This is a genomic window from Anoxybacteroides tepidamans (genome assembly GCF_014201465.1).
GTDB lineage: Bacteria > Bacillota > Bacilli > Bacillales > Anoxybacillaceae > Anoxybacteroides > Anoxybacteroides tepidamans.
Window position 1 is genome coordinate 23,771 of record NZ_JACHEP010000024.1, and the last position, 21,834, is coordinate 45,604.

At 36.2% G+C, this 21,834-nt stretch carries 18 protein-coding genes and 3 pseudogenes; 17 read left to right on the forward strand and 4 right to left on the reverse strand.

Annotated elements, in window-relative coordinates; translation table 11 throughout:
- The first annotated feature begins 14 nt into the window (after window positions 1–14).
- Window positions 15–866, forward strand: a complete 852-nt coding sequence (locus tag HNQ34_RS14750; RefSeq protein WP_183255939.1) for a hypothetical protein — start codon at window positions 15–17, stop codon at window positions 864–866.
- Between the two features lie 111 nt (window positions 867–977).
- Entirely contained in the window at window positions 978–1,700 is a 723-nt protein-coding gene (locus HNQ34_RS14755; RefSeq protein ID WP_183255941.1) for a ZIP family metal transporter, read from the forward strand.
- Window positions 1,701–1,790: 90 nt separating this feature from the next.
- Here the strand turns inward: HNQ34_RS14755 and HNQ34_RS14760 are convergent.
- A pseudogene (locus HNQ34_RS14760) lies at window positions 1,791–2,688 on the reverse strand (cation diffusion facilitator family transporter).
- 150 nt (window positions 2,689–2,838) lie between these two features.
- Between HNQ34_RS14760 and HNQ34_RS14765 the strand changes: the two are divergent.
- From HNQ34_RS14765 to HNQ34_RS14815, 11 genes and pseudogenes are all read left to right on the forward strand, one after another.
- The gene (locus HNQ34_RS14765) at window positions 2,839–3,147 is read left to right on the forward strand and encodes an ArsR/SmtB family transcription factor (RefSeq protein ID WP_009361456.1); all 309 of its coding nucleotides are present in this window, start codon (window positions 2,839–2,841) and stop codon (window positions 3,145–3,147) included.
- A 14-nt stretch (window positions 3,148–3,161) separates the two neighbouring features.
- The gene (locus tag HNQ34_RS14770) at window positions 3,162–4,118 is read left to right on the forward strand and encodes a cation diffusion facilitator family transporter (RefSeq protein ID WP_004891650.1); all 957 of its coding nucleotides are present in this window, start codon (window positions 3,162–3,164) and stop codon (window positions 4,116–4,118) included.
- A gap of 15 nt (window positions 4,119–4,133) precedes the next feature.
- Window positions 4,134–4,247: pseudogene (locus HNQ34_RS14775) on the forward strand (oxidoreductase); the annotation flags it as partial.
- Window positions 4,248–4,582: 335 nt separating this feature from the next.
- Complete coding sequence (locus tag HNQ34_RS14780; RefSeq protein WP_183255943.1) at window positions 4,583–5,935, forward strand: Nramp family divalent metal transporter; 1,353 nt, start codon at window positions 4,583–4,585, stop codon at window positions 5,933–5,935.
- 136 nt (window positions 5,936–6,071) lie between these two features.
- The gene (locus HNQ34_RS14785; RefSeq protein ID WP_009361458.1) at window positions 6,072–6,371 is read left to right on the forward strand and encodes a metal-sensing transcriptional repressor; all 300 of its coding nucleotides are present in this window, start codon (window positions 6,072–6,074) and stop codon (window positions 6,369–6,371) included.
- A gap of 28 nt (window positions 6,372–6,399) precedes the next feature.
- Window positions 6,400–7,725 carry an MATE family efflux transporter gene (locus HNQ34_RS14790; protein WP_239639235.1) on the forward strand — a complete coding sequence of 442 codons (1,326 nt, stop codon included), beginning with the start codon at window positions 6,400–6,402 and terminating at the stop codon, window positions 7,723–7,725.
- 35 nt (window positions 7,726–7,760) lie between these two features.
- Window positions 7,761–8,345 carry a class I SAM-dependent methyltransferase gene (locus HNQ34_RS14795; RefSeq protein ID WP_183255945.1) on the forward strand — a complete coding sequence of 195 codons (585 nt, stop codon included), beginning with the start codon at window positions 7,761–7,763 and terminating at the stop codon, window positions 8,343–8,345.
- 158 nt (window positions 8,346–8,503) lie between these two features.
- Window positions 8,504–8,977, forward strand: coding sequence for a DUF4362 domain-containing protein (locus HNQ34_RS14800; protein WP_009361462.1), 474 nt, complete (start codon window positions 8,504–8,506; stop codon window positions 8,975–8,977).
- Window positions 8,978–9,123: 146 nt separating this feature from the next.
- On the forward strand, window positions 9,124–10,500 hold the full coding sequence (locus tag HNQ34_RS14805; RefSeq protein ID WP_183255947.1) for a hypothetical protein: 1,377 nt from the start codon (window positions 9,124–9,126) through the stop codon (window positions 10,498–10,500).
- A gap of 56 nt (window positions 10,501–10,556) precedes the next feature.
- Entirely contained in the window at window positions 10,557–11,327 is a 771-nt protein-coding gene (locus HNQ34_RS14810) for a hypothetical protein (RefSeq protein ID WP_009361464.1), read from the forward strand.
- A gap of 342 nt (window positions 11,328–11,669) precedes the next feature.
- A complete protein-coding gene (locus HNQ34_RS14815; protein WP_009361465.1) occupies window positions 11,670–12,410 on the forward strand; it encodes a TIR domain-containing protein in 741 nt (246 codons plus the stop codon).
- 854 nt (window positions 12,411–13,264) lie between these two features.
- On the opposite strand, the pseudogene HNQ34_RS14820 reads toward HNQ34_RS14815, so the two are convergent.
- From HNQ34_RS14820 to HNQ34_RS14830, 3 genes and pseudogenes are all read right to left on the reverse strand, one after another.
- Window positions 13,265–14,379 (reverse strand): annotated as a pseudogene (locus HNQ34_RS14820) (ISL3 family transposase).
- Between the two features lie 162 nt (window positions 14,380–14,541).
- Window positions 14,542–16,680, reverse strand: coding sequence for a heavy metal translocating P-type ATPase (locus HNQ34_RS14825; protein ID WP_183255949.1), 2,139 nt, complete (start codon window positions 16,678–16,680; stop codon window positions 14,542–14,544).
- A complete protein-coding gene (locus HNQ34_RS14830) occupies window positions 16,673–17,041 on the reverse strand; it encodes an ArsR/SmtB family transcription factor (protein WP_011229855.1) in 369 nt (122 codons plus the stop codon). Before HNQ34_RS14830 ends, HNQ34_RS14825 begins: the two co-directional genes overlap by 8 nt.
- Before the next feature lie 307 nt (window positions 17,042–17,348).
- On the opposite strand from HNQ34_RS14830, the gene HNQ34_RS14835 reads away from it, so the two are divergent.
- The 4 genes from HNQ34_RS14835 (at window position 17,349) to HNQ34_RS14850 (ending at window position 21,252) form a co-directional block, all read left to right on the forward strand.
- Entirely contained in the window at window positions 17,349–18,617 is a 1,269-nt protein-coding gene (locus HNQ34_RS14835) for a Piwi domain-containing protein (protein ID WP_063193540.1), read from the forward strand.
- 14 nt (window positions 18,618–18,631) lie between these two features.
- On the forward strand, window positions 18,632–19,690 hold the full coding sequence (locus HNQ34_RS14840) for an SIR2 family protein (protein WP_009361467.1): 1,059 nt from the start codon (window positions 18,632–18,634) through the stop codon (window positions 19,688–19,690).
- 222 nt (window positions 19,691–19,912) lie between these two features.
- The gene (locus HNQ34_RS14845; RefSeq protein ID WP_183255951.1) at window positions 19,913–20,434 is read left to right on the forward strand and encodes a hypothetical protein; all 522 of its coding nucleotides are present in this window, start codon (window positions 19,913–19,915) and stop codon (window positions 20,432–20,434) included.
- Window positions 20,435–20,505: 71 nt separating this feature from the next.
- Window positions 20,506–21,252 carry a type II toxin-antitoxin system PemK/MazF family toxin gene (locus HNQ34_RS14850; protein ID WP_009361469.1) on the forward strand — a complete coding sequence of 249 codons (747 nt, stop codon included), beginning with the start codon at window positions 20,506–20,508 and terminating at the stop codon, window positions 21,250–21,252.
- Window positions 21,253–21,834: the final 582 nt, after the last annotated feature.

The following is a 21,834-nucleotide window of genomic DNA, read 5'->3' on the forward strand; positions in this document are numbered from 1 at the left end:
GGTGAAGTATCAATATGAAAAAAATAATGCTATTAACTCTAATCTCCGTTTTATTGATTGCAAGTGGATGTGGCAAGTCCGAAAACACCAATAAAAACCAACATATGAATCACGAAAATATGCAACAAGGTGAAAATCACGAAGAAATGAATCACGAAACGAACCAGTCCCAAGAGGTTACTACTCAGGCTGTTTGGAAGTTTTCAAAAGAAATTCCAAAAAGCAATGAAATGGTTGATTTAACAATTCAAATTAACGATAAAGATGGAAAACCTGTTAAAGACTTTGATATTCAGCACGAAAAGCTAATGCATCTGATTGTGGTAAGTAAAGATTTATCTTATTTTGACCATTTACACCCTGAATACAAAGGTGACGGACTATTTACGATTGCCTTAAACTTTCCTGCTGGAGGAGAATATAAATTATATGCGGATTATGTTCCAAAAGGGGCATCAAAAGTTGTAAAAAATCACACTGTTACGGTTGAGGGAGAAAAAGTACAAACCACGCCACTAAAACCAGACGAAAATTTAACGAAAATTGTGGAAGGCAAGGAAATTACATTATCTTTTGATGAACTCAAAGCTGGAACAGATGTTACATTGAACTTTAACATTAAAGACCAAAAGACAGGTCAACCGATTACTAATTTACAGCCATACTTAGGCGCTGTTGGACACGTTGTAATCATTAGTGAAAACACTGACGAATATTTACACGTACATCCAATGGACGAAAAGGCAAAAGGACCAGACGCCAAATTTATGACTAAGTTCCCTAAGAGTGGAATCTATAAAATTTGGGGTCAGTTCCAACACGAAGGCAAGGTTATTACCGTTCCTTTCGTAGTCAAAGTCTCATAACAACTTTAAAATCCTCCCACGGCGGAGGATTTTTTTTGTTTTCTTAAGGCATATTTTATGGTTTTGATAGATATACAAAGTAAAGACAACTAGTACAAGGGGGGACGATGGGTGAATTCACTTGGGCTTTTAGGGTTTTCTGCTTCTGCTATTGGAATGTTATCTGGTGGAGTGATTGCTTGGTTGTTTAAAAGTTTACAAAAAGGAATGCCGACCATTTTTTCAATATGTAGTGGAATGATATTTGGATTGGTCACAATGGAAATTTTGCCTGAAAGTATAGAAATCGGAGGTTGGTTTATTGTTATTGTCGGATTGATTTTTGGTTATTTTATTTACAAGCATCTAGAAAAGGTTTCTCATAATGTGATCATTATTACAAATGACGCTAAAAAAGACGTATTCGTACATTCTGGTCTATTTTTAACATTCAGTATTGCCCTGCACAATTTTCCAACAGGCATTGCACTTGGAACTAATACTCACGCTTCATTGACTAAACCAATGATGACTACGATTATGCTTCACAATATTCCAGAAGGGATTGCTGTTTTTACTCCCTTGTTGATGGCTGGGTTTGGAATTCTCAGCATCATACTTGGGGCAACCATAGCCTCCGCCCCCGTAGGAGTTGGAGCCTTCATAGGAAGCAATTATGGAATGGGGGTTCCTTGGCTAATAGCAATGATTATCGCATTGGCGATGGGGGTAATGCTTTCAGTGACGGGAAAAGAAATTTTTGGAACAGCTTTACGCACATCTACAAAAATATACTGTGTTATAATGGCTATAATTGGTTTTGTATTGGTTTCATTTTACTTATTTTTTCTGTAAAAAACTTGAGGATAACGTCATACGGGAATTTGAATAAGAATTTACAATAGATGTGCTTATATTTTAAAGGACAGCTTACTGCTGTCCTTTTTATACCCTTAAATCGGTATGTTGTAAGTCCGATTTTTCCACTTGAATTGTCGTATGCAAGATGTGAAATTCTTCTTCAATCCGTTGGATGGACTGTTTCAAAATGTCCTGACTATCCTTGGTATCATCAATGAGCAAATGGCAACTGAGCGAATCCAACCCAGAGGTGATTGTCCAGATGTGTAAATCGTGAACATCTTTTACGCCCTCAATGGATTGAAGAGTTTGCTTTACTTTGTCCATATCAATTGTAATCGGCGTTCCTTCCATAAGAATGTGAAAGGAGTTGCTTACCACACCCCAAGCGCTTCTCAAGATTAATAGCGACACGACAACACTGATGATGGGGTCAGCCACATACCAGCCGAAAAAGTACATTACAATCCCTGCCACAATTGCCCCAATCGCACCTAATGCATCAGAAATGATATGCAAATAGGCACTTCGCACATTTACATTTTCTTTGGTATCACTTTTTTTTTGTCAAAATAAATGCGCTGGTGATGTTTGCCAACAATCCAATGGTAGCAATGAGCATCATTGTACCACTTGCGACTGTTGGAGGTTCAAAAAAACGTTTATAAGCTTCGTAAGAAATAAATCCCGCAATGACGAATAAGAGAAGTCCATTCAACATAGCTGCCAGTATTTCAAATCGGTAAAAACCGTATGTTTTTCGTGGAGAAGGGGGTCTTGCGGCGAACCACATAGCAAACAAGCTCAAAGCTAGAGAGCCAATATCGCTTAACATATGCCCTGCGTCCGATAGTAATGCTAGGCTATTCGTAAACAGTCCACCAAAGAACTCCAAAACCGTTATCCCCGAAGTAATAAGAAGAGCGATCATTAATCCCTTTTTGTTATCTGATACGTGGGAATGATTATGATTGTCTCCCATATCATCAGCCTCCTCTCATTCATTATGAGCTAAATCACCCATTTTCATTAAAAAACATTTCCTAAACTTGACAAAAAACTGAATTTAAAATATTATTACATACATATGAACATATGCTCATATATAATAAATAAAGTGAGGGAAATCATAATGAAAACCGAAGACCATTCTTTCTTAAAATCTGAAACCATTGAAAATGTATCGCAAATATTTAAGGTATTAGCCGATCCAACAAGAATCAAAATTCTTTATTTGTTATCGCAAGAAGAGTGCAATGTAAATCACATTGCAGAAGTGTTGGAAATGTCTCAATCAGCTGTTTCCCACCAACTTAGTATGTTACGAAATCTGAGACTGGTTAAGTATCGCCGTGAAGGAAAAACACTATTTTACTCCTGCGATGACGAACACGTTATTTCATTATTAAAACAAGCCATTGACCATTCTGAACATCATTAAGGAGGCGTTTTACAATGCATAATCATCATCACCATCATTCTCACGATCACCACGGTCATCACCATCATCACGGTCACGGACATCATCACCACGACTTCGGCAGAGAAGGTAATAAAAAGGGGCTTACGATTGCCCTTCTCATCACCTCTGGAATTATGTTGTTAGAGTTTTTCGGAGGTTTAATCACAAACAGCCTAGCCCTTCTTTCTGACTCTGGTCATATGCTTAGTGATGCCAGTTCACTTATTCTAAGCTTAGTTGCAATTTGGTTTGCAACCAAACCAGCTTCCCCCAATAAAACGTATGGCTTTTATCGTTTTGAAATCTTAGCCGCTTTATTTAATGGAGTTACCTTGTTTGTTATCGCTGGATTTATCGTATGGGAAGCTATTCAGCGTTTTTACAACCCGCCAACTGTAGCTAGCGGTTCTATGATGCTGATTGCATTCATTGGACTTTTTGCCAACCTTTTAAGCGCCTGGGCGTTAATGAGAAAAGGTGATGTGAAAAATAATGTCAATCTTCGTAGTGCCTATCTTCACGTTATCGGAGATGCTTTAGGTTCTGTTGGAGCCATTGTTGCAGGACTCGTTATGTGGCTCTTTGGTTGGTATATTGCAGACCCCATTATTTCAGTTTTGGTTGCTTTATTAATTTTGAAAGGTGCTTGGGGAGTTATTAAACATACGGTTCATATTTTGATGGAAGGAACGCCTATTACCATTGACCAAAATGAAGTGAAAAAAGCCTTAGAAAGTATTGAAGGAGTGATTGACGTTCACGACCTTCATATTTGGACAATTACTTCAGGGTTGGACTCATTAAGTTGCCATATTTTGATTGAAGATCATCAAGACAGCCAAAAGGTTTTACAAGAAGCGATCCATTTTATTGAGGAACACTTTAAAATTCAGCATACAACCATTCAAATTGAAACCTCTCAAATCCATCACGGGGAAATGAGAATCTAATCCTCTTCGGAGCTGGTTGATTCTGTACAAGGATTATATTTCTTAGGATTGCCGTGGCAGTATCGAAGAGGATCCGCTCTTATTGGAGGAGTGGGTGCCGATGCAGAGTATTTGATAAATGATTTTTAAACTATTGAAGGTGATGGCAATGTTGTGGTTAGAATTTTTTATAGCCCTTCTAAGCTTAACGTAAGTGGGAGAGTATTCATTCAAACATAAGTTTCAAATATTATTAAATGGTTTGAACAAGGTCAGTACCTTGTTCAATATTTTAGAGAGCCTAAGAACTAATAAGTAATAAAAGTTTCCCTTGACTAAAATTCTTTCGGAGGTACAATTTATTTAGGCAACATTTTCTTTGCTCTTACATATATCTAATTCTAAGTGTAGGAGCAATTTTTTTTTACCCTAAAAGTTTCCTTTATGCAAAATATTTAGTACAAACCAATAACGAGGTGATCACAATGAGTGAAAATATAAAAAAACTGCCGTTAGCAGTTGAAGAAGGTTGGAGAAATAAACGAACACAACCAACGTTACCCGAAGTATATAGAAGTTTGCGTATACCAAAAGCTGGCTCTTGGATTAGAAAATTTCTTGCGTTTGCTGGACCAGGATACTTAGTTGCAGTGGGTTATATGGACCCAGGCAACTGGGCGACTGATATTGCAGGAGGTTCCCAGTTCGGATACACGTTACTTTCCGTTATTTTGCTTTCAAATTTAATGGCAATATTGCTTCAAGCATTGGCTGACAAGTTGGGAATTGTAACGGGAAGGGATTTAGCCCAAGCCTGTCGAGATCATTATAGTAAGCCAGTGGCAATGGTCTTATGGGTTTTATGCGAGTTGGCAATCGCAGCTTGTGATCTAGCGGAAGTAATCGGTTCGGCAATCGCTTTGAATTTGTTGTTTGGAATTCCGTTAATATATGGAGTTATCATTACAGCTCTGGATGTATTGGTCGTATTGTTATTGCAGAATAAAGGGTTTCGTTATATTGAAACGTTGGTGATCGTTTTAATTCTAACCATTGGCGCTTGCTTTGCAACTGAAATCTTTCTTTCTAAGCCAGATGTAGGTGGCATATTGAAGGGGTTTGTTCCAAGCACAGAGATTATTAACAATCCAGCAATGCTCTATATCGCAATCGGTATTTTAGGTGCAACCGTAATGCCTCATAATCTTTATCTGCATTCTTCCATTGTGCAGACACGTCAATACGAACAAACCAGCTCAGGTAAACGACAAGCGATCAAATATGCCACTTGGGATTCAACCATTGCACTTTTCTTCGCTTTATTTATTAATGCAGCGATCCTTATTGTTTCTTCTGCTACATTCCATAAAGCAGGAATGAAGGATGTTGCGGAGATTGGTGATGCTTATCACTTGCTCTCTCCACTGCTTGGAACAACACTTGGAAGTATTTTATTTGGAGTTGCTTTGTTGGCTTCTGGTCAAAACTCAACATTAACAGGAACCTTAGCTGGTCAGATTGTGATGGAAGGTTTTCTAAACATTCGCCTTCCTGCTTGGTTAAGAAGGCTTATCACTCGATTGATTGCCATTGTCCCAGCCGTTGTTGTAACTGCTCTTTATGGCGAAAGCGGAACGGCTCAATTACTTATTTTGAGCCAAGTGATTCTTTCTTTACAGCTATCTTTTGCAGTGGTTCCTCTCATTCAATTCACAAGCGATAAAAAGAAAATGGGGGAGTTCGTAAATCCATTATGGTTGAAAGTTCTTGCGTGGATTGTAGTTATTGTAATCATTAGCCTAAATGCATATCTATTGTTCCAAACTTTTTTTGGATAATAAATAACAATCGAAAAGAAACCTCAATATCAATCTAACGATATTGAGGTTTCTTTTGCTGTTCCAAGTAGTTACTATCATTATTGCTTTATCCCCCTAGGGGGATATAATTTTGATGTGAAGGAGGTTTTATTTTATGAATGACAACCATCATAATCACTTCCATAACCACAGTCATAAGCATAGACAGCAAATTGTAAATAGACTGGCAAGAATTGAAGGACACGTAAGGTCTATTAAGGAAATGACTAAAGAGGGCAGAGATTGTTCGGAAGTGCTTTTACAAATCGCCGCTGTGCGTAAGGCACTAGATAACGCAGCAAAAATCTTATTAAAAGACCACTTGGAGGGCTGTGTTGTGGATGCAGTTCATAAAGGAAATCAGCAAGAAGTATTAGCCAACCTAAATAAAGCATTAGACCATTATCTAAAATAAAGGAAGTGCTTTTATGGGGTCTCACATTATGACGGAACAGAATACAACGAATAAACAAAAAATACGGGTCATTTTAGCCCTTGCTGTTCCTGCAATGATAGAAAATATATTACAAACCGTTGTTGGCTTTGTAGATACGCTTTTTGTATCCAAAATCGGACTTGTGGAAGTTACCGCAGTGGGAATAGCAAATGCCATTCTTGCAGTTTATATGGCTATTTTTATGGCTTTAGGAACTGGAACTTCTGCGCTTATTGCCAGAAGCGTTGGAGCAAAGGATTTTGAAAAAGCAAAATCAATTGCAAAACAAGCGACCTGGATAGCTATTCTTATCGGATTGTTATTTGGTCTTATTTCTTTATTTTTTGCAGAACCATTACTAAAAATTATGGGGGCAGAGCCGAATGTTTTAGAAGTTGCAGTCACTTACTTTCGAATCGTTGCCGTTCCTTCAGTATTCATTTCATTAATGTTTGTTTTCGGAAGCATTCTACGAGCGGCGGGAGATACCAAAACTCCAATGAAAGTAAGTGTTTGGATAAATATTGTACATATTGTGTTTGATTATTTGCTTATTTTTGGGTTTTGGAAATTTGGAGGGTTAGGTATTACAGGAGCAGCTTGGGCAACAGTGATTGCAAGAATTCTTGGAACTATTGCTCTTTATAGATACATTGTGAAATCCAAACTTCATTTTTCATTATTTGATGGTTTTTCTTTTAACGATAGCCCCCGTTCATTGATAAAATTATCAACTCCTGCCGCCGCTGAGCGTTTAATAATGCGTTTGGGTCAAGTTCTTTATTTTGGACTTATTGTTCATATTGGAACCGCCACTTATGCAGCTCATACGATTGCTGGAAACATTGAAATCTTTTCTTATATGCCAGGTTACGGGTTGGCAGTAGCAGCTACTACATTGGTTGGTCAGAACTTAGGAGCAAATCAAAAGAAAGAAGCTTATTCTTATGGAATGCTTACAACTGGAATAGCCGTTTTATTTATGTCTTTCATTGGGGTTATTTTATATTTCTTTTCCCCTTGGTTTGTAACTTGGTTTACAACAGATAAAAATGTAATTGATATGGTTACAACTGCTTTACGAATCGATGCCTTTGCCCAACCAGCATTAGCAATCGGTCTTGTATTAGCAGGAGCCTTACAAGGAGCTGGCGATACGAAAAGCCCAATGTATTCAACTGCTGTAGGTATGTGGGTTATTCGTGTAATTGGAGTATATATTTTGGGAATACAAATGGGAACGGGTATAGCAGGGGTGTGGTTATCCATATTAATTGATTTGTTTGTTCGTGCTGGATATTTATTATTACGTTTTAAAAAGAAAATGGCTTAATAATACGAATTACCTAATGGAAAGGGGATGTTGTAATGAAATTCAGAGAATCAGGAATGCCATCAGAAGATTTATGGAAAACATTCTTTAACCCTTCTGAATGCGTTCAGAAATTAGGTATTGATAGGAATATCAACACGGTAGTTGACGTTGGATGTGGATATGGAACATTTTTATTTCCAATTGCCAAACTGATTAGCGGAAAAGTAATTGGCATTGATATTGATCCTAAAATGGTTGAAGTCTGTAACAAAAAAATAAATGAAGAAGCTATTTCAAATATACAAGTAATACAAGGCGATGTTTTAGATATAGACTTACAATCCGTTTTTTCGGATTACGGTGGTCAGGTTGATTACGTGACTTTATTTAATATTCTTCATTGTGAAGAATCTGTTCAATTATTAAGTAAAGTTCATCGTATTCTTGGAAAGAATGGACGCATTGGAGTGATCCATTGGATAAATAAAGATACACCCAGAGGTCCATCTATGGATATTAGACCAACTCCACAAATGATTATTAATTGGGCTAATGAAACAGGGTTCGTATTAGAAAAACAAGTTGAATTGCCACCATATCATTTTGGTCTAGTCTTTCGTAAATTATTTCAGGATTAATGCATTATATTTCTAGTGACTACATCAATCAAAGGTGTGGTCATTTTTTATTGTTTTTTAGAGAAGTTCTTTACTGCTTATATGAAAATCAAATTGTTTATGAAACATTTGTTTTTCACACCTCGTCTAATTAATAAAATTAAGGAAGGTGATTAGGTTTGAAAAAATTTGTTACATATATATCTGTTGCTTTATTGGTATTAACATTAACAGCTTGTAATAAGTCTAATGGAAAAGAATCAACTCCTGCCACTGATAATCCGAAGAAACCTTATCGTTCTGAGGAGGCAATAACAAACGGAGATGTGGTCAATCTTCAAGGCAAAATTAGCAACTTAGATAAGTTTGAGCGTTTTGTAGCCAATGTTGAAAGCGGAAAAAAGGATAAAATTCGTATCACAATGTACACAGACGAAGGAGATCCAATTTTCCGTAATTTAGATTATAACGGTGAAAAAATCCAGTACACATACGATAATTCACAAGATGCTTTTGCTGGTTCTGATAAAGGAAAACAAAGTACAACTTGCTCTAAAATAGAAAAGAAGGATATCGATAAAGGAGTGGAGTATCGTTTAAGTGGTTGTTCTTCGGAGGTTGGAAATACCTTTTATTTTCGAGTTGAGAAATAAATAACGGAGAACCCATACTTTTTGTGTGGGTTATTTTTTCTTTTATACCAAACTAGAAACGTTTGACATCAAAATAATGAAAATAATATAATCAAATTAACCAAACGTGTGTTTGGAAATTCATAAGAATAAAGGGGAAATGTCTATTGGAAAAAATTAAAAATTCGAAATTTCTGACAGAAAAAAAGAAACGTTCTTTATTATGTCACAGCGAATCAATAAAACTTTATCCCACTTTGTATCGATTTATCGTGGAAAATGAAGATATCACTGAAGAGTTAATGAGAGAAAAACTGTCTGATGAAGACATTAATACGATAGAACACTTAATGCCTGATATTTTTAAGACCTGTCAAGATGAATGGAAAAGTGATGAAACTAAACCGTATCCACTAGAAATTTTAGATGGCAAACAACGAATCCCCTGCTCCATTTGTAATACACCCAACAAGGAAATTTATTATATTACCAATAAGATAAGTGGGCGTAAACTTAATGTAGGAAGCACCTGTATCAATTACTTCTTGATAGATTCAATGCTGAACGGAAAGACCAAAGGACAAATCAAAAAAGAAGCCATTAGATTACAAAAATTAAGTGTCCTAAACCAGCGATATCCAGGTATCGGAGATATAATAAATGGTTGGACGGACGAATTACATAAATTTGATGTGCTAATCCCAAAATCAATGGAAGAGCCGTATGTTCAATTTGGTGAAGAAGTTCGTAAAATGTATAACGATTATTTAGACGGTAAAGAAATCCCCATTGAAATATTTGCAGAATATCTCCAAAAACAACAGCAATTTCTAAGCGAAATGAAACAATACAATGAAATCCATAAAAACAAAAAATTTGTTGTCACCCGTAAAATTATCAATTGGTTGAACAGAACGAATCAAAGTGCGATTCTTGAAAAGTTAAAAGAAACAGGCTATGTCACATATCCTCTAGCCCCAAACATTCTCGAACAAAATTTTATTCAGTCGTTGTTACCTGAAATAAATGAACACCTCTCGCCTATGAATGCAACCATTATTGGCACAGATGAAGATACAAAGTCGTTTATTATCAAGCCATTCGAACATCTAGATATAAAGCTTTCCCTGAAATATGAGAAGTATTTAGACTTATTCGGTTGGAAGCTCTTTGGAGAGCAACAAAAAGGAGCTTTGAATTTATACAATATATTTTATGTAAGTCGTGTTTACGATAACGAATCCAGACTTATCATTTTGCGTGAACTTAACAAAAAAGTATCAAGATTCAATATTAGCCTTAGATTTGAAGGTAAATATGATTACTTAGCGTTTAATGAAATTGATATTGTGGATAGAAAATCCGATAAGGTTATGGTTGCGAAGTTAAATGAGTTTACAGAGGAATTTAAACATCTTGCTTTTGGACTGGGTAACAAGCCAATCAGTGAAATCATCACATACTTCAATCGTCCAGAACATAAGAAATACAGCATAAGAGAACTTAAGGATATTCGTTCAAGTTCGAGTAGAGCTGCTATGTAAGACCATCATTACGACCCTGTACAGGGTCCATTTTCATTTAGAAAGGATCAATAAATATGAAAATATTGGACTGCGAAACACAAGAAACAATGTATGCTTCATTAGAACAAATTACAGGCGTTACGAAAGCTGAACTACTATCTTTCTTTAATCAGTTTGATTTAGAAAAGTATTATGAAGATAACCCTGATTATTGGGAACCAGCGGAGGACTTGTTTCTCAACAAATTAAGAGCAATGGCAAGAACCAATCTACAATTTGATTGTACAACTTGGTTCCACTTGACAAGAACGTTTAAAGGAAATGACTTTAAAGATGGAATTCTGCCGTTGGGTAAAAACATTCAATTTATATGGGATTTTCTGTTTCATCTCCAAAAAGGCTTTTTGTCACAAGAAGAATGGCAAAATTTCAAAAAATATGTGGAGAAACAATCGTCTGGTCATTATGCGTGGCTTTATCGTATGAAGGTTTCAGATTCATTTCATTGGGGTCCTTATGCGATGTTAATTAAAGACGTTGCTTTTTCCGCTGAAGAAATCGGTAATCACGATTATTTGGACGCTCCTGAAATTGTGGAAGACATTTGTTTTACGTTTGAAGAAAAATACAATTACGACTTGTTGACCAAGTTTAAACAATCAACTTATCCGTGTATTATCAAGTTTCAAGTTCAGGAATCTAACATAAGACATTTAGGAATTGTCTTGAATTTTTTGTATCATAAACATCAAAATATGGAACTTTCTATTCATTGTAATACCTGCTTTGATGCCAACGGTACAACTATACCGAAGGAAGCCATAATGAAAATTGAATATATTTAATGAAGAAAAAGCTATTGACTAAGGAATTGGGTCAAGGCTTTTTCATAAATCATTGATAGTTTTTAGTACAAAATGAGGAATTTAGCTATTTAGGCTGAACTCTTTTTTTCTGAAGGCTGTGTTAAAAGTGATGCGTTAGCTTAATAGTGACAATATACACAAAAGCTTGAGGACAAATTTTCCTCGAGCTTTTTTGTGTGCTTGTTTTATCAAAGGTAATACCAACTCATTAGCGTAATTCTTATTAAAAGGACGACTAACTTTGACAAAGTTCAAATGTAGATGTAAGTATATTATAATAAATTTGGTAATCGTTTGTAGAGTTGGGGGGGGACACAACCAATGAACGAAATCGTATTTCATTTGAAAAAAGCCATTATGGATATTAAAAATTACAATAAAGAATGGCGATACTCAGATGTTTTTGAAAGGCTAGTTTCTATACTAAATCAATCCTCAAAAAGGTTAGGGCTTCCAGAGTTTCATTTCGAAGATTTCCATTATTCAAATACTCGAAAAACAATCAATGATGTGGGGTATAATTCTTTATTAACACATATTAGTGTTTTAGAAGAGATGTTGCCTTCTATATTTGAAAAACGGGATAATGATATAAAAGTTCGTTCTGAAAAAGGTAAGAGAGTATTTGTCGTTCACGGTAGAGACAGAACAGCATTATTAGAAGTAGAAGGAATATTAAGAAGAGTTGGGTTAGAACCCGTTGTATTGAATAGAATGGCGAATAGTGGCTTAACATTAATAGAGAAATTTGAACGGTATTCTGATGTCGAGTATGCGATTGTACTTTTAACGCCAGATGACATTGGAGCATTATATGAGAATGTTCCGTTGGAATCCTTGAACTATCAGTTTCGAGCAAGACAAAATGTGATTTTTGAGCTTGGGTTCTTTTATGGTAAGTTGGGTCGCTCAAATGTATGTTGTTTGTACAAATCGAATGTTGAATTACCTACAGATATCAATGGTATAGCTTATATTCCTTATCAGTATTCAGTTGAAGAAGTTGAATTTGCGTTATTGAGAGAACTAAAAGAGGCAAAACTCGAATTTCAAGCTCTTTAAAACAAGTCTTTGACGGATCTTACGATTCTTCAAAGGCTTTTGTTTTAGCAACCGAAATCTTAGATTAATTAACATCAATAATAAATAATAGCAGGAATAATAAGATAATTTGTCGAAATAAATCATAATCCCATTTTTAAAAAAATTGATTTAGGTTTAAAGGTGGAACAAATGAACAATATACCAATCCGCTTAAACTTTTTCGCTCTAAAAAATCAGAATATTTCATTCAGAATATATAGACAAGACTTTAATGGTCAAAAAAAACAAGATGGTTACTATAGAACTAAATTGCCGATAAATGATTCGTCAGACACTTACGCTGAATACTGGGTTACTACTCAACCAAAAGACGGTTTTGAACGTGTATATTGTTTAGGCAGTTCTAATCCGAAACTGACCGTTAGAATCATGTGGGAAAGTTTTTTGGATAGAGTACAAAAGTCACTAAGTAGTGATGAATACATACTTTATGGAAATGGCTTTTCACGCAAAGTGGCTGTTATTATCGGAAGACATCGTGAAGGTAATGAAGTCATTCAAATTGAGCCATATTACTTGAAAGCGGAAAAGAAATTTGGTTTTCTAGTTGATTTTGCTTTTAAAAAAGCTAAAGATGTTCCTTACTCCATAAGAGTGCAGCAATTGAGTTTAAGCTTAAATAAATATGGTAAGAGCAACGCCGATTATTACAGTGACAAGCTCGACAAAATTAAATTCTTTATGCAGAAATTTAAGCAGCGGCTTTTCCCGTTTTCTCTAGACAATGAGGATTATGACATTGAAAATGAACTATATTTAATGCGGTCTTATCCATTAAAAAGGTTCATCACCAAAAGATGTACTTGCACCTGTCATGAAAGTATGTTAGCTGTTTCCAGCCGAACCCGCAGTGCAAAACGCTGGATATTTCGGTATCCGTATCCCCGACGTTTCATCAGCTTGATCTTGTTATTCGTTCCCTCCATCTTCCCATTCGAATAATGGGATAAAATGCACGATATCATTTCGTCTGTTCGCTTGACGAGTGATTTTGCGATGGCACGAACAACGGAACAAGGACAAAACAAATACCGATGAATCCAAGCCTTCAAGCGTCGTTTCGCCTGTTACTCATCTTTGCTTTTGAACACATAGCGAACATGTCGGAGCGATTGGTAAACAGACTTTAAGTAATCGCTTTCCTTACACCATTCTCGTATGATTTGACGTTCTTCCTCCGTCAATTTCTCTGGGCATTGGCTCAATAAACGGCAAACGTAACGAACATTTCCGTGTTTCTTGCCTCCTTTGCCCAAATATTTGCGACAACGTTCTAACGCATCGGTAAACAGCTGAATGACATGGATGTCGCCTCTGGGCAAACCCGTTGAATCGCTTTTTTCATCGCTGGTGCCAAATCACTCACGACATACTGAACGGAACGAGACACATGAGCCAATGCACGCCCAATGGCTTCCTCGTTCTTTCCTGCTTCCATGGCATACACTTCCCCCGTTTCGGCATCCATGATCGCCACTCCGTAGTCATGCCCTTTTCGAAACGCAAACTCATCGACACAAACCGCCTTTGGTTGGACGTCATTCGATAGGAAGGAAGGGGCATGGGTATAAAACCATCGTTCAACGGTCGTGTAAGGAAGCTTGAGCATACGAGCCACCGCCTGAATGGATGTTCCGATGCAAGATTGCGCGACCCATCGCTGAAAAGCATCCGTCGCCACACTTCGAGGAGAGATGGCTGGATACGACGTGCTGAACGTCACGCCACACGTGCTACAACGTCTGCGCTCGACAGGAAGTTCGATCCAAAAAATTCCGATTCGCTGAGCATAGCCATGCATCCATTGCTTCTTTTTGTCTGTCATTTTGATCGTGCGCTTCAAGCAGACAGGACATAACGGGCATTGTTCGGGTAGAGAAAGTTCGAAAATCCAACGTTCCCCTTCTTTTCGCACCTTTTGAATCAAAACATCTGGTCAATCGATGAGTTCTTTGATAAACTGAGAGTACATGCGAATTTCCCTCCATGGTTCGGTTTGGTCACCTTTACCATACAGGAAAATTCGCATTTTTTGTACCCTCTATGCACACCTACCTTAAATGATCAAGTACAACTTGTGGTGAAGAGCCTATTCTTTAACTTTTAGCAATCGCATGCTGTTTAATGTTACGATTAATGTTGCTCCCATATCCGCAAATATCGCTAACCATAACGTTAACCAACCAGGCACAATTAACAGTAATGACAATGCCTTAATCCCTAAAGAGAAAGTAATGTTTTGCTTAATAATCGCTAAAGCTTTGCGGCTCAATTTAATCGTATATGGCAATTTGCTTAAATCATCAGACATTAAGACAATATCGGCTGTTTCTAGGGCTGTATCGGTTCCAGCACCACCCATTGCCACACCAACGGTTGAAGCTGCAAGAGCTGGTGCATCGTTCACACCATCTCCAACCATCGCAACACTTCGATACTTGTCGCGAAGCTCTTTGATGAAATTCAGTTTATCTTCTGGAAGTAAATCGGCTTTAATATCGGAAACACCGACTTGTTTTCCGATGGCTTCGGCTGTTCTTTGGTTATCTCCCGTCAGCATCACCGTTTTTTCAATACCGACTTGATGAAGTTTTCGAATAACCTCTTTGGATGATTCTCTTATTTCGTCTGCCACGGCAATTAACGCCAGAATTTCTTTTTCCGTCCCTAATACCATGACCGTTTTCCCTTGTATTTGAAGGGTTGTAATTTGTTCTTTTATTTCTGATTGGATGCCATTTGGAAGAAGTTCTTCAAAAAGACCTGGACTTCCGACATAATACATTGCGTTATTTACTTTGGCTTTGACCCCTTTACCTGTAATGGATTGGAATTCTTCAACCGATACATCATTAAAATTCAATCCATCTTCTTCTGCTTTTCTTATAATGGCGGAAGCAAGTGGATGTTGTGAGCCTTTTTCAATGGCTGCTGTAATGGTCATTAGTTCATTTTCATTGCCATTATAAGTGACTACATCGGTGACGGAAGGAATACCTTTTGTTAATGTTCCTGTTTTATCAAAAGCAATCACTTTTAAGTTTCCTGCTTCCTCTAAATAAATACCACCTTTAATTAACACACCGTTTTTCGCTGCATTTCCAATGGCAGTTACAATCGAAACAGGCGTGGAAATAACCAACGCACACGGACAACCAACCACTAATACAGCTAGACCTCGATAAATCCATTCGCTCCAATCAGCACCCATAAATAATGGAGGAATAACGGCTAGTAAAAGAGCAAAAATGATAATGGCTGGTGTATAGTATTTGGCAAAACGATCTACAAACGCTTGAGAAGGTGCTCGTTCTGCTTGAGCTTCTTCCACTAAATGGATGATTTTCGAAAGAGTTGTATCTTCCACTCGTTTTGTCACTTTTACTTCCAATAACCCTTCTTCATTCAATGTTCCTGCAAAGACTTCATCACCGACTGTTTTGGTTACTGGAACACTTTCTCCCGTAATGGCAGCCTGATTTAGCGTAGATGTACCCTTGATGACGATTCCATCCATCGCTAATTTCTGACCAGGCTTTACGATCATAATATCTCCGACTTGAATATCGTCAACAGGGACCATCATTTCTTCATTTCCGCGACGAATTAATGCTTCTTTTGGAGCAATATCCATCAACGATTCAATGGATTGACGAGCTTTATCCATGGAATAACGCTCTAAGGCTTCGCTAATGGCGAATAGAATAACAACCGTTGCACCTTCTCCCCATTCACCAATCGCTGCAGCTCCTAAAATCGCCACTGTCATCAGCGTATTCATATCAAAATTCAATCGAACTAGGTTTTTGAAACCTTTTATAAATAACGAATATCCACCGATTAAAATTGCTGCAGCATATCCAATTGTCGCAAAGATATGCTCTTCTCCGTATTGCTTCCCTAAAAACCAACTGATCACAAGCAAAACGGCGGAAATATACACTTTAATGTTCTCTTTTTGCTTCCAAAAAGGTTCACGCTTGACTGATTTTTCTTTATCTTCCCGAACCTTTAAGTTTTCAAAAGCTCCTGCTTTTTCTAATTCTTCGATGGTTGTTGTACCCCAAACGGTAATTTTAGATGCTCCAAAGTTTACTTTAGCATCTTGAACACCTGGCAATGATTTTACATTATTTTCAAACTTTGCCGCACAGTTTGCACAAGTAAATCCTTGAACACGGTAGGTTTTCGCTTCTGATTTAGATAATTTTGCTTGTTGTTCAGACACGGACTTTCACCTCTTTCTCATGTACTAACGCAATCATGATTAACTGCTTAATATGGTCATCATCCAGCGAATAAAATGCTAGCTTTCCTTCTTTTCGATACTTTACAATCCCTTGTTTATAAAGAGTCCGTAAATGATGGGAAGTGGTTGCAACAGAAGCCCCAATGATATTGGCAATATCACATACACATAACTCTTTATCTTGGCAAAGTGAATAGACAATTTTTGCCCTATTTTCATCTGCCAGTGCTTTAAACAACAGGACAACACTGGATATATCTTCTTTTTGCAATTCCCCTTGTATTCGATTGACTTTTTCTTCGTCATAACAATAAATTTCACATGTATCTTTCTTACTCATTCATTATCCCCCTTTCATATTCAAATTTCCGTTTGAATATATTATACCCCATTTCTTTTATTATTCAAATATTTATTTGAATTAAAAACAAAAAACATCCATGAGTAAGCTTTTACTCGCCACCCAAGCATGAAAATAACCGCTCATGGATTCATTATTTTCACAGAAAACTGAGAGTACATGCGAATTTCCCTCCATGGTTCGGTTTGGTCACCTTTACCATACAGGAAAATTCGCATTTTTTGTACCCTCTATGCACACCTACCTTAAATGATCAAGTACAACTTGTGGTGAAGAGCCATTAAAAATGAAAACATACATTTTTAGTAACGGAAAAGAAAGCAATTCTCAAGTTCAGGGTTTAAAGACTTACGGACCGTTAGCAAACCTTGATAAAGAACCATTGTTTGTGTTTATGTTTGAATCTCAAGATAGGAATGAAGCTCTTGAATTGTATAGTTCGCTATTAGGCAAAACTTACACGAACATTTTTGCTGGAATGGAATCAGTCTATAAAATCAAGTTAGCAAAAGAAAATGTCAAGCATATTATTATTCCCTCGCTTACTAAAGAAGGCTTACAAGTAGTGGAACAAGAGCTACAAACCATTGTAGAGAGCCATCAAGATAAAAAAGTAATTGGAATATTTGTTATGAACGAAAAAGTTCCTTCCTCAATTACTGGATTTTCACCTTATCATTATGTCAAATATATTTTCACCGAAAAACGAATACCTTTACAGACTGTTCGATGTGAAAGAATCGCAGCTAGAGATGGATTAAAATGGTCTGTTGGCAATATTGGACTACAAATTTTTGCTAAACTTGGTGGGATTCCGTGGAAAGTAAAGCCGAGTAATGATAAATGTATTATTTTTGGATTAGGCTGTGCGCACAAAAAGGATGAGCTTGGGAACATAAATAAATATTTTGCTTATTCTGTTTGTATGGACTCCAGTGGCATTTATCGCAAAATTAACGTCTTAGGTGATGCAAAGGAAAGAACAGATTATATTCTACAATTAAGAGAAAACATTAAAAGCGTTATTTCGGAAAATCTTGATGGAAGTATTGAGAAATGCGTTATCCATTTACCGTTTAAAATTAAGAACGATGAAATTAGGTATATAAAAAGTAGTGTGCAAGAAATAGCCCATTTGTATAGCGATATTGAATTCCAATTCATTAAAATCAACACGGATAATAAGTTTTTTGGATACGCAGAGAACAACTCTAAGGTTCCTTACGAAAGTTCATACATTCAACTATCTTCAAATGAGTTCTTGGTCTGGTTTGAAGGTTTACAGTACGGTAAAGAGTTGGTTAAAAAGAAAGTTGGAAATCCAGTGCATATAGAATTTATGCAGATAGATGAACTGGATCCAGAGAAGAAGAGAAGGTATTTGCAGGACATCATTAACTTGTCTGGGGCGAATTGGAGGGGATTTAACGCTAAGTTATCTCCAATTTCGATTTATTATCCGAACATCATTGCCAACTTTATTTCTGAATTTAGAGAGTTTCAGCCAGAAGGCGATGTTGATTTGACGAATTTTTATATACCTTGGTTCTTGTGAGTAGGAGATAGAATATGAGCATAAAAGAAAACGATGTGGTTTTTTTATTGGGAGCTGGTTGCAGTTTTGATGCTGGCATTCCAACAGTAAATAAAATGGTTGAAGATATAGAAAACTCTCTTTTGAAAAACAAAGATGAGTGGAAAGGACTGCAGGATTTATATTTCTATATCAAAAGCGCTATCTTGTATGCTGACGGTATCTTTGGAAAGTTTCATAACACTGTGGGTATCGAGAAAATAATGAATGTGCTATCGGAACTTGAGAAAAAGGAAAAGAATTTGGTATATCCCTTTATTGCAAACTGGAACAATAGACTCATTGATTTAGCAGGTGCAAACTTTGAAGGTATACGGAAGTTAAAAAAGTTAATCACGACTCAATTGATTAACTGGATTAAGTTGGAGGATTATCGCGCGGCGGATTATTACCGCCATTTTTATGAATTTCAAAAAGAAGTGGGCAAGTCCATTCGAGTTTTCACATTGAATTATGACCTTTGTTTCGAATATGCCAAGCCTCACGGTTCTGAACTTGAATTAGGTTTTGACGAGAACAGAACTTGGAATAGCCTCCGTTTTGACAGTAACAATCAAGATATAGAGGCTGGCATTTATCTGTATAAGTTACACGGGTCCATTACTTGGAAAAGAGATAAAGACCAAGGACATATATTGAAATCTTCCGTTCATCCAGAAGAAGAGCCTGACTTGATATTTGGAACGGATACCAAGCTTCAATCTATTGACCCATATCTCTTTTATGTTTATGAATTTCGGAAATACACCTTGGAAAGTAAAATTATCATTGTTATTGGTTACAGTTTCAGCGATGAATATATTAATAATTTGATTAAGCAATCGCTTGAACACAAGCCTGAACGTGTTCTCATTGTTGTAGATATAAGACAAGATGAAGAAAAGGTAAAGAGCGAGATTCAAGCAGCTCTGAAGTTGAAAAGTAGTTCCCAAATAGTGATTTATTCTAAATCGGCAAAGGAATTCTTAGAAAACGACCTTACGGTTACGGAAATAAGTAAATACTTGCCGAAGGTCGAGGACGCTTTTTTATAGCAAAAATAGAAGGTATGTAAACAAATAATTTTGTATGAAAAAATGTACTTATTGATGAAATCCTAGAACACAAAAAAGACCAGATTCAACTCGGAGCTTTTTTGCTTTAGAAAAGAGCAAAGATTACATCAAGACACAAGAATGGATATACAACAGGTTGTGTTATAACTGTACAGCTTTATTAAAATACAGAAATCTCAATTTTCAAGGAGAAACTAATTGATGGCGCACTTTATTACAGCAAACGGAAAAGTTGAAATGGAACCTTATAGTGATGATTTTGGAATGACAATTGAATTTATTTTAATTAAAGTTCAACGAATTCGTGCGGGATTCAATATAATCCAGCAGATGATGTTTAATAGCAGAACAAAATCAATTGAGGATATTTTAGGGTATTTACATAAAGTAACTTTCGAAATAAAGGAAAATGTAGTATATGAAAAGCTAATAAATATCTTCGAAGGGAAGGGGCAATCAGTTCAATTTTCAGATTGGACTTATATTCCCCAAAACATTGATACACCAATTTATGAATTTGAAAGAATTTTGCAGTTTTCAACCCAAAACATTGAGGAACTAAGAAAAATAACCAATCTATTTGAGGAACTTGGAGAGAAAAGGAAACAATCCGTTAACGACCCTTTGATGTTTGCTTTAAACGATAATCTGTTTATAGAAAGATACCCAGATTCGCATTTAATCTTTTTGTGGTCAGAGTATGATGATTTTTCAGATGAGTAAAAAGCAGGAATATAGTTTTTTTTGTCGAAATCTGTTATTCTTCACACAATTATTAAAAGGAGGATAACAGATTGTTTGATTTTAAGGGGTTATTGAAGATTATCCAAGACAAAACAAGAAGAGATGAAATTAAAACATCGCTTGCCCACACAGAACCCAAAATAAATAGTGAGTTACCCAAGAATTTAAAGGATACTGAGGATTTAGTAAAGGGGTTAACCATCGAGCAAGCCATTAAATTTATTCTCTGGAATGGTTTATGGAATCAATATGGAATTTTTGGCGATAAACGTGAAGAAGCAAGAATTTTTAAGGAGAAGGATAAAGAGGGTAATCTTGTTGAAAAGGATTATTACTCAAAACGATATGGCAGAGGCAAATTATTAAGCATTGATTTTGGAGTAAGCAATATAGGACGAGAATTATCATATGTTCATACTGGAATTGTAATTGATGACTATCCAAGTATCGTAGTTGTTGTACCGATGACCTCAAAGAAGGATTCTGGGCTTAATAACATTTCCGATGAAATTAAGAAATGCATTATCCCTGTTTTGAAAAAGGATTACCCAGAAATTAAAGAAGATTCTTATATTTTGACTCACCAGATCCGAGCCGTGTCAAAAAATCGGATAACCAAAATTGTTGGTTCAATTGCACGAACCAAACTGATGGAAGAACTTGAAGAAATGCTCTTTAGTCGTCAAACTCCATATATCAAAAAATTGAAAAACGAACAAATTGAAGCTTTAGAAAAGCGGATTAGTGATTTGGAAAAGCAGCTACAGTCTTTAACAAAGCCACAATTGACAAATTAATGATGTTACAGTATCATTAATATTGAACATACTTTACTTATATAGTCCTTATCGTCTGTGACGATATGAGACCAAATGGAGCTTATACATGTATATCGCCTCCATTGGAGCGGAAGGCGAACCCGTGACCCCTGAAATACGTTCAGGGGTTTTACATTTTTATTTTCCTGTTAGAAACTTATCCATATTGATTTCTGGGATTGTTGTTTTATTAAGCTTAATTCCATTACTTTGTTAAACATATTCCTTACAAAACCGACTAAACCAACTTTATCAGATAATTTCAGCTTCATTTAAATCCATATTTATTAATGAAGACCCCACTATCAGCTCGCAAATTAAGAGAACTAAAAGAGGCAAAACTCGAATTTCAGGCTTTTTAAAACAATACTTACATTCAAAATGTCATAAAAATGAATCCATCAAAGTTGGATTCATTTTTACAATCCTTGAATTTTATCCAAACCCTTGAAGTCTTAAATAAATAACTGTAGTTGAGCAAATTTACTAACATAAATTTACATCCAAACAAAAAAGGAGACATGAACCCGACTCCTTGGTTAAAATAGATGTGCTAACCAA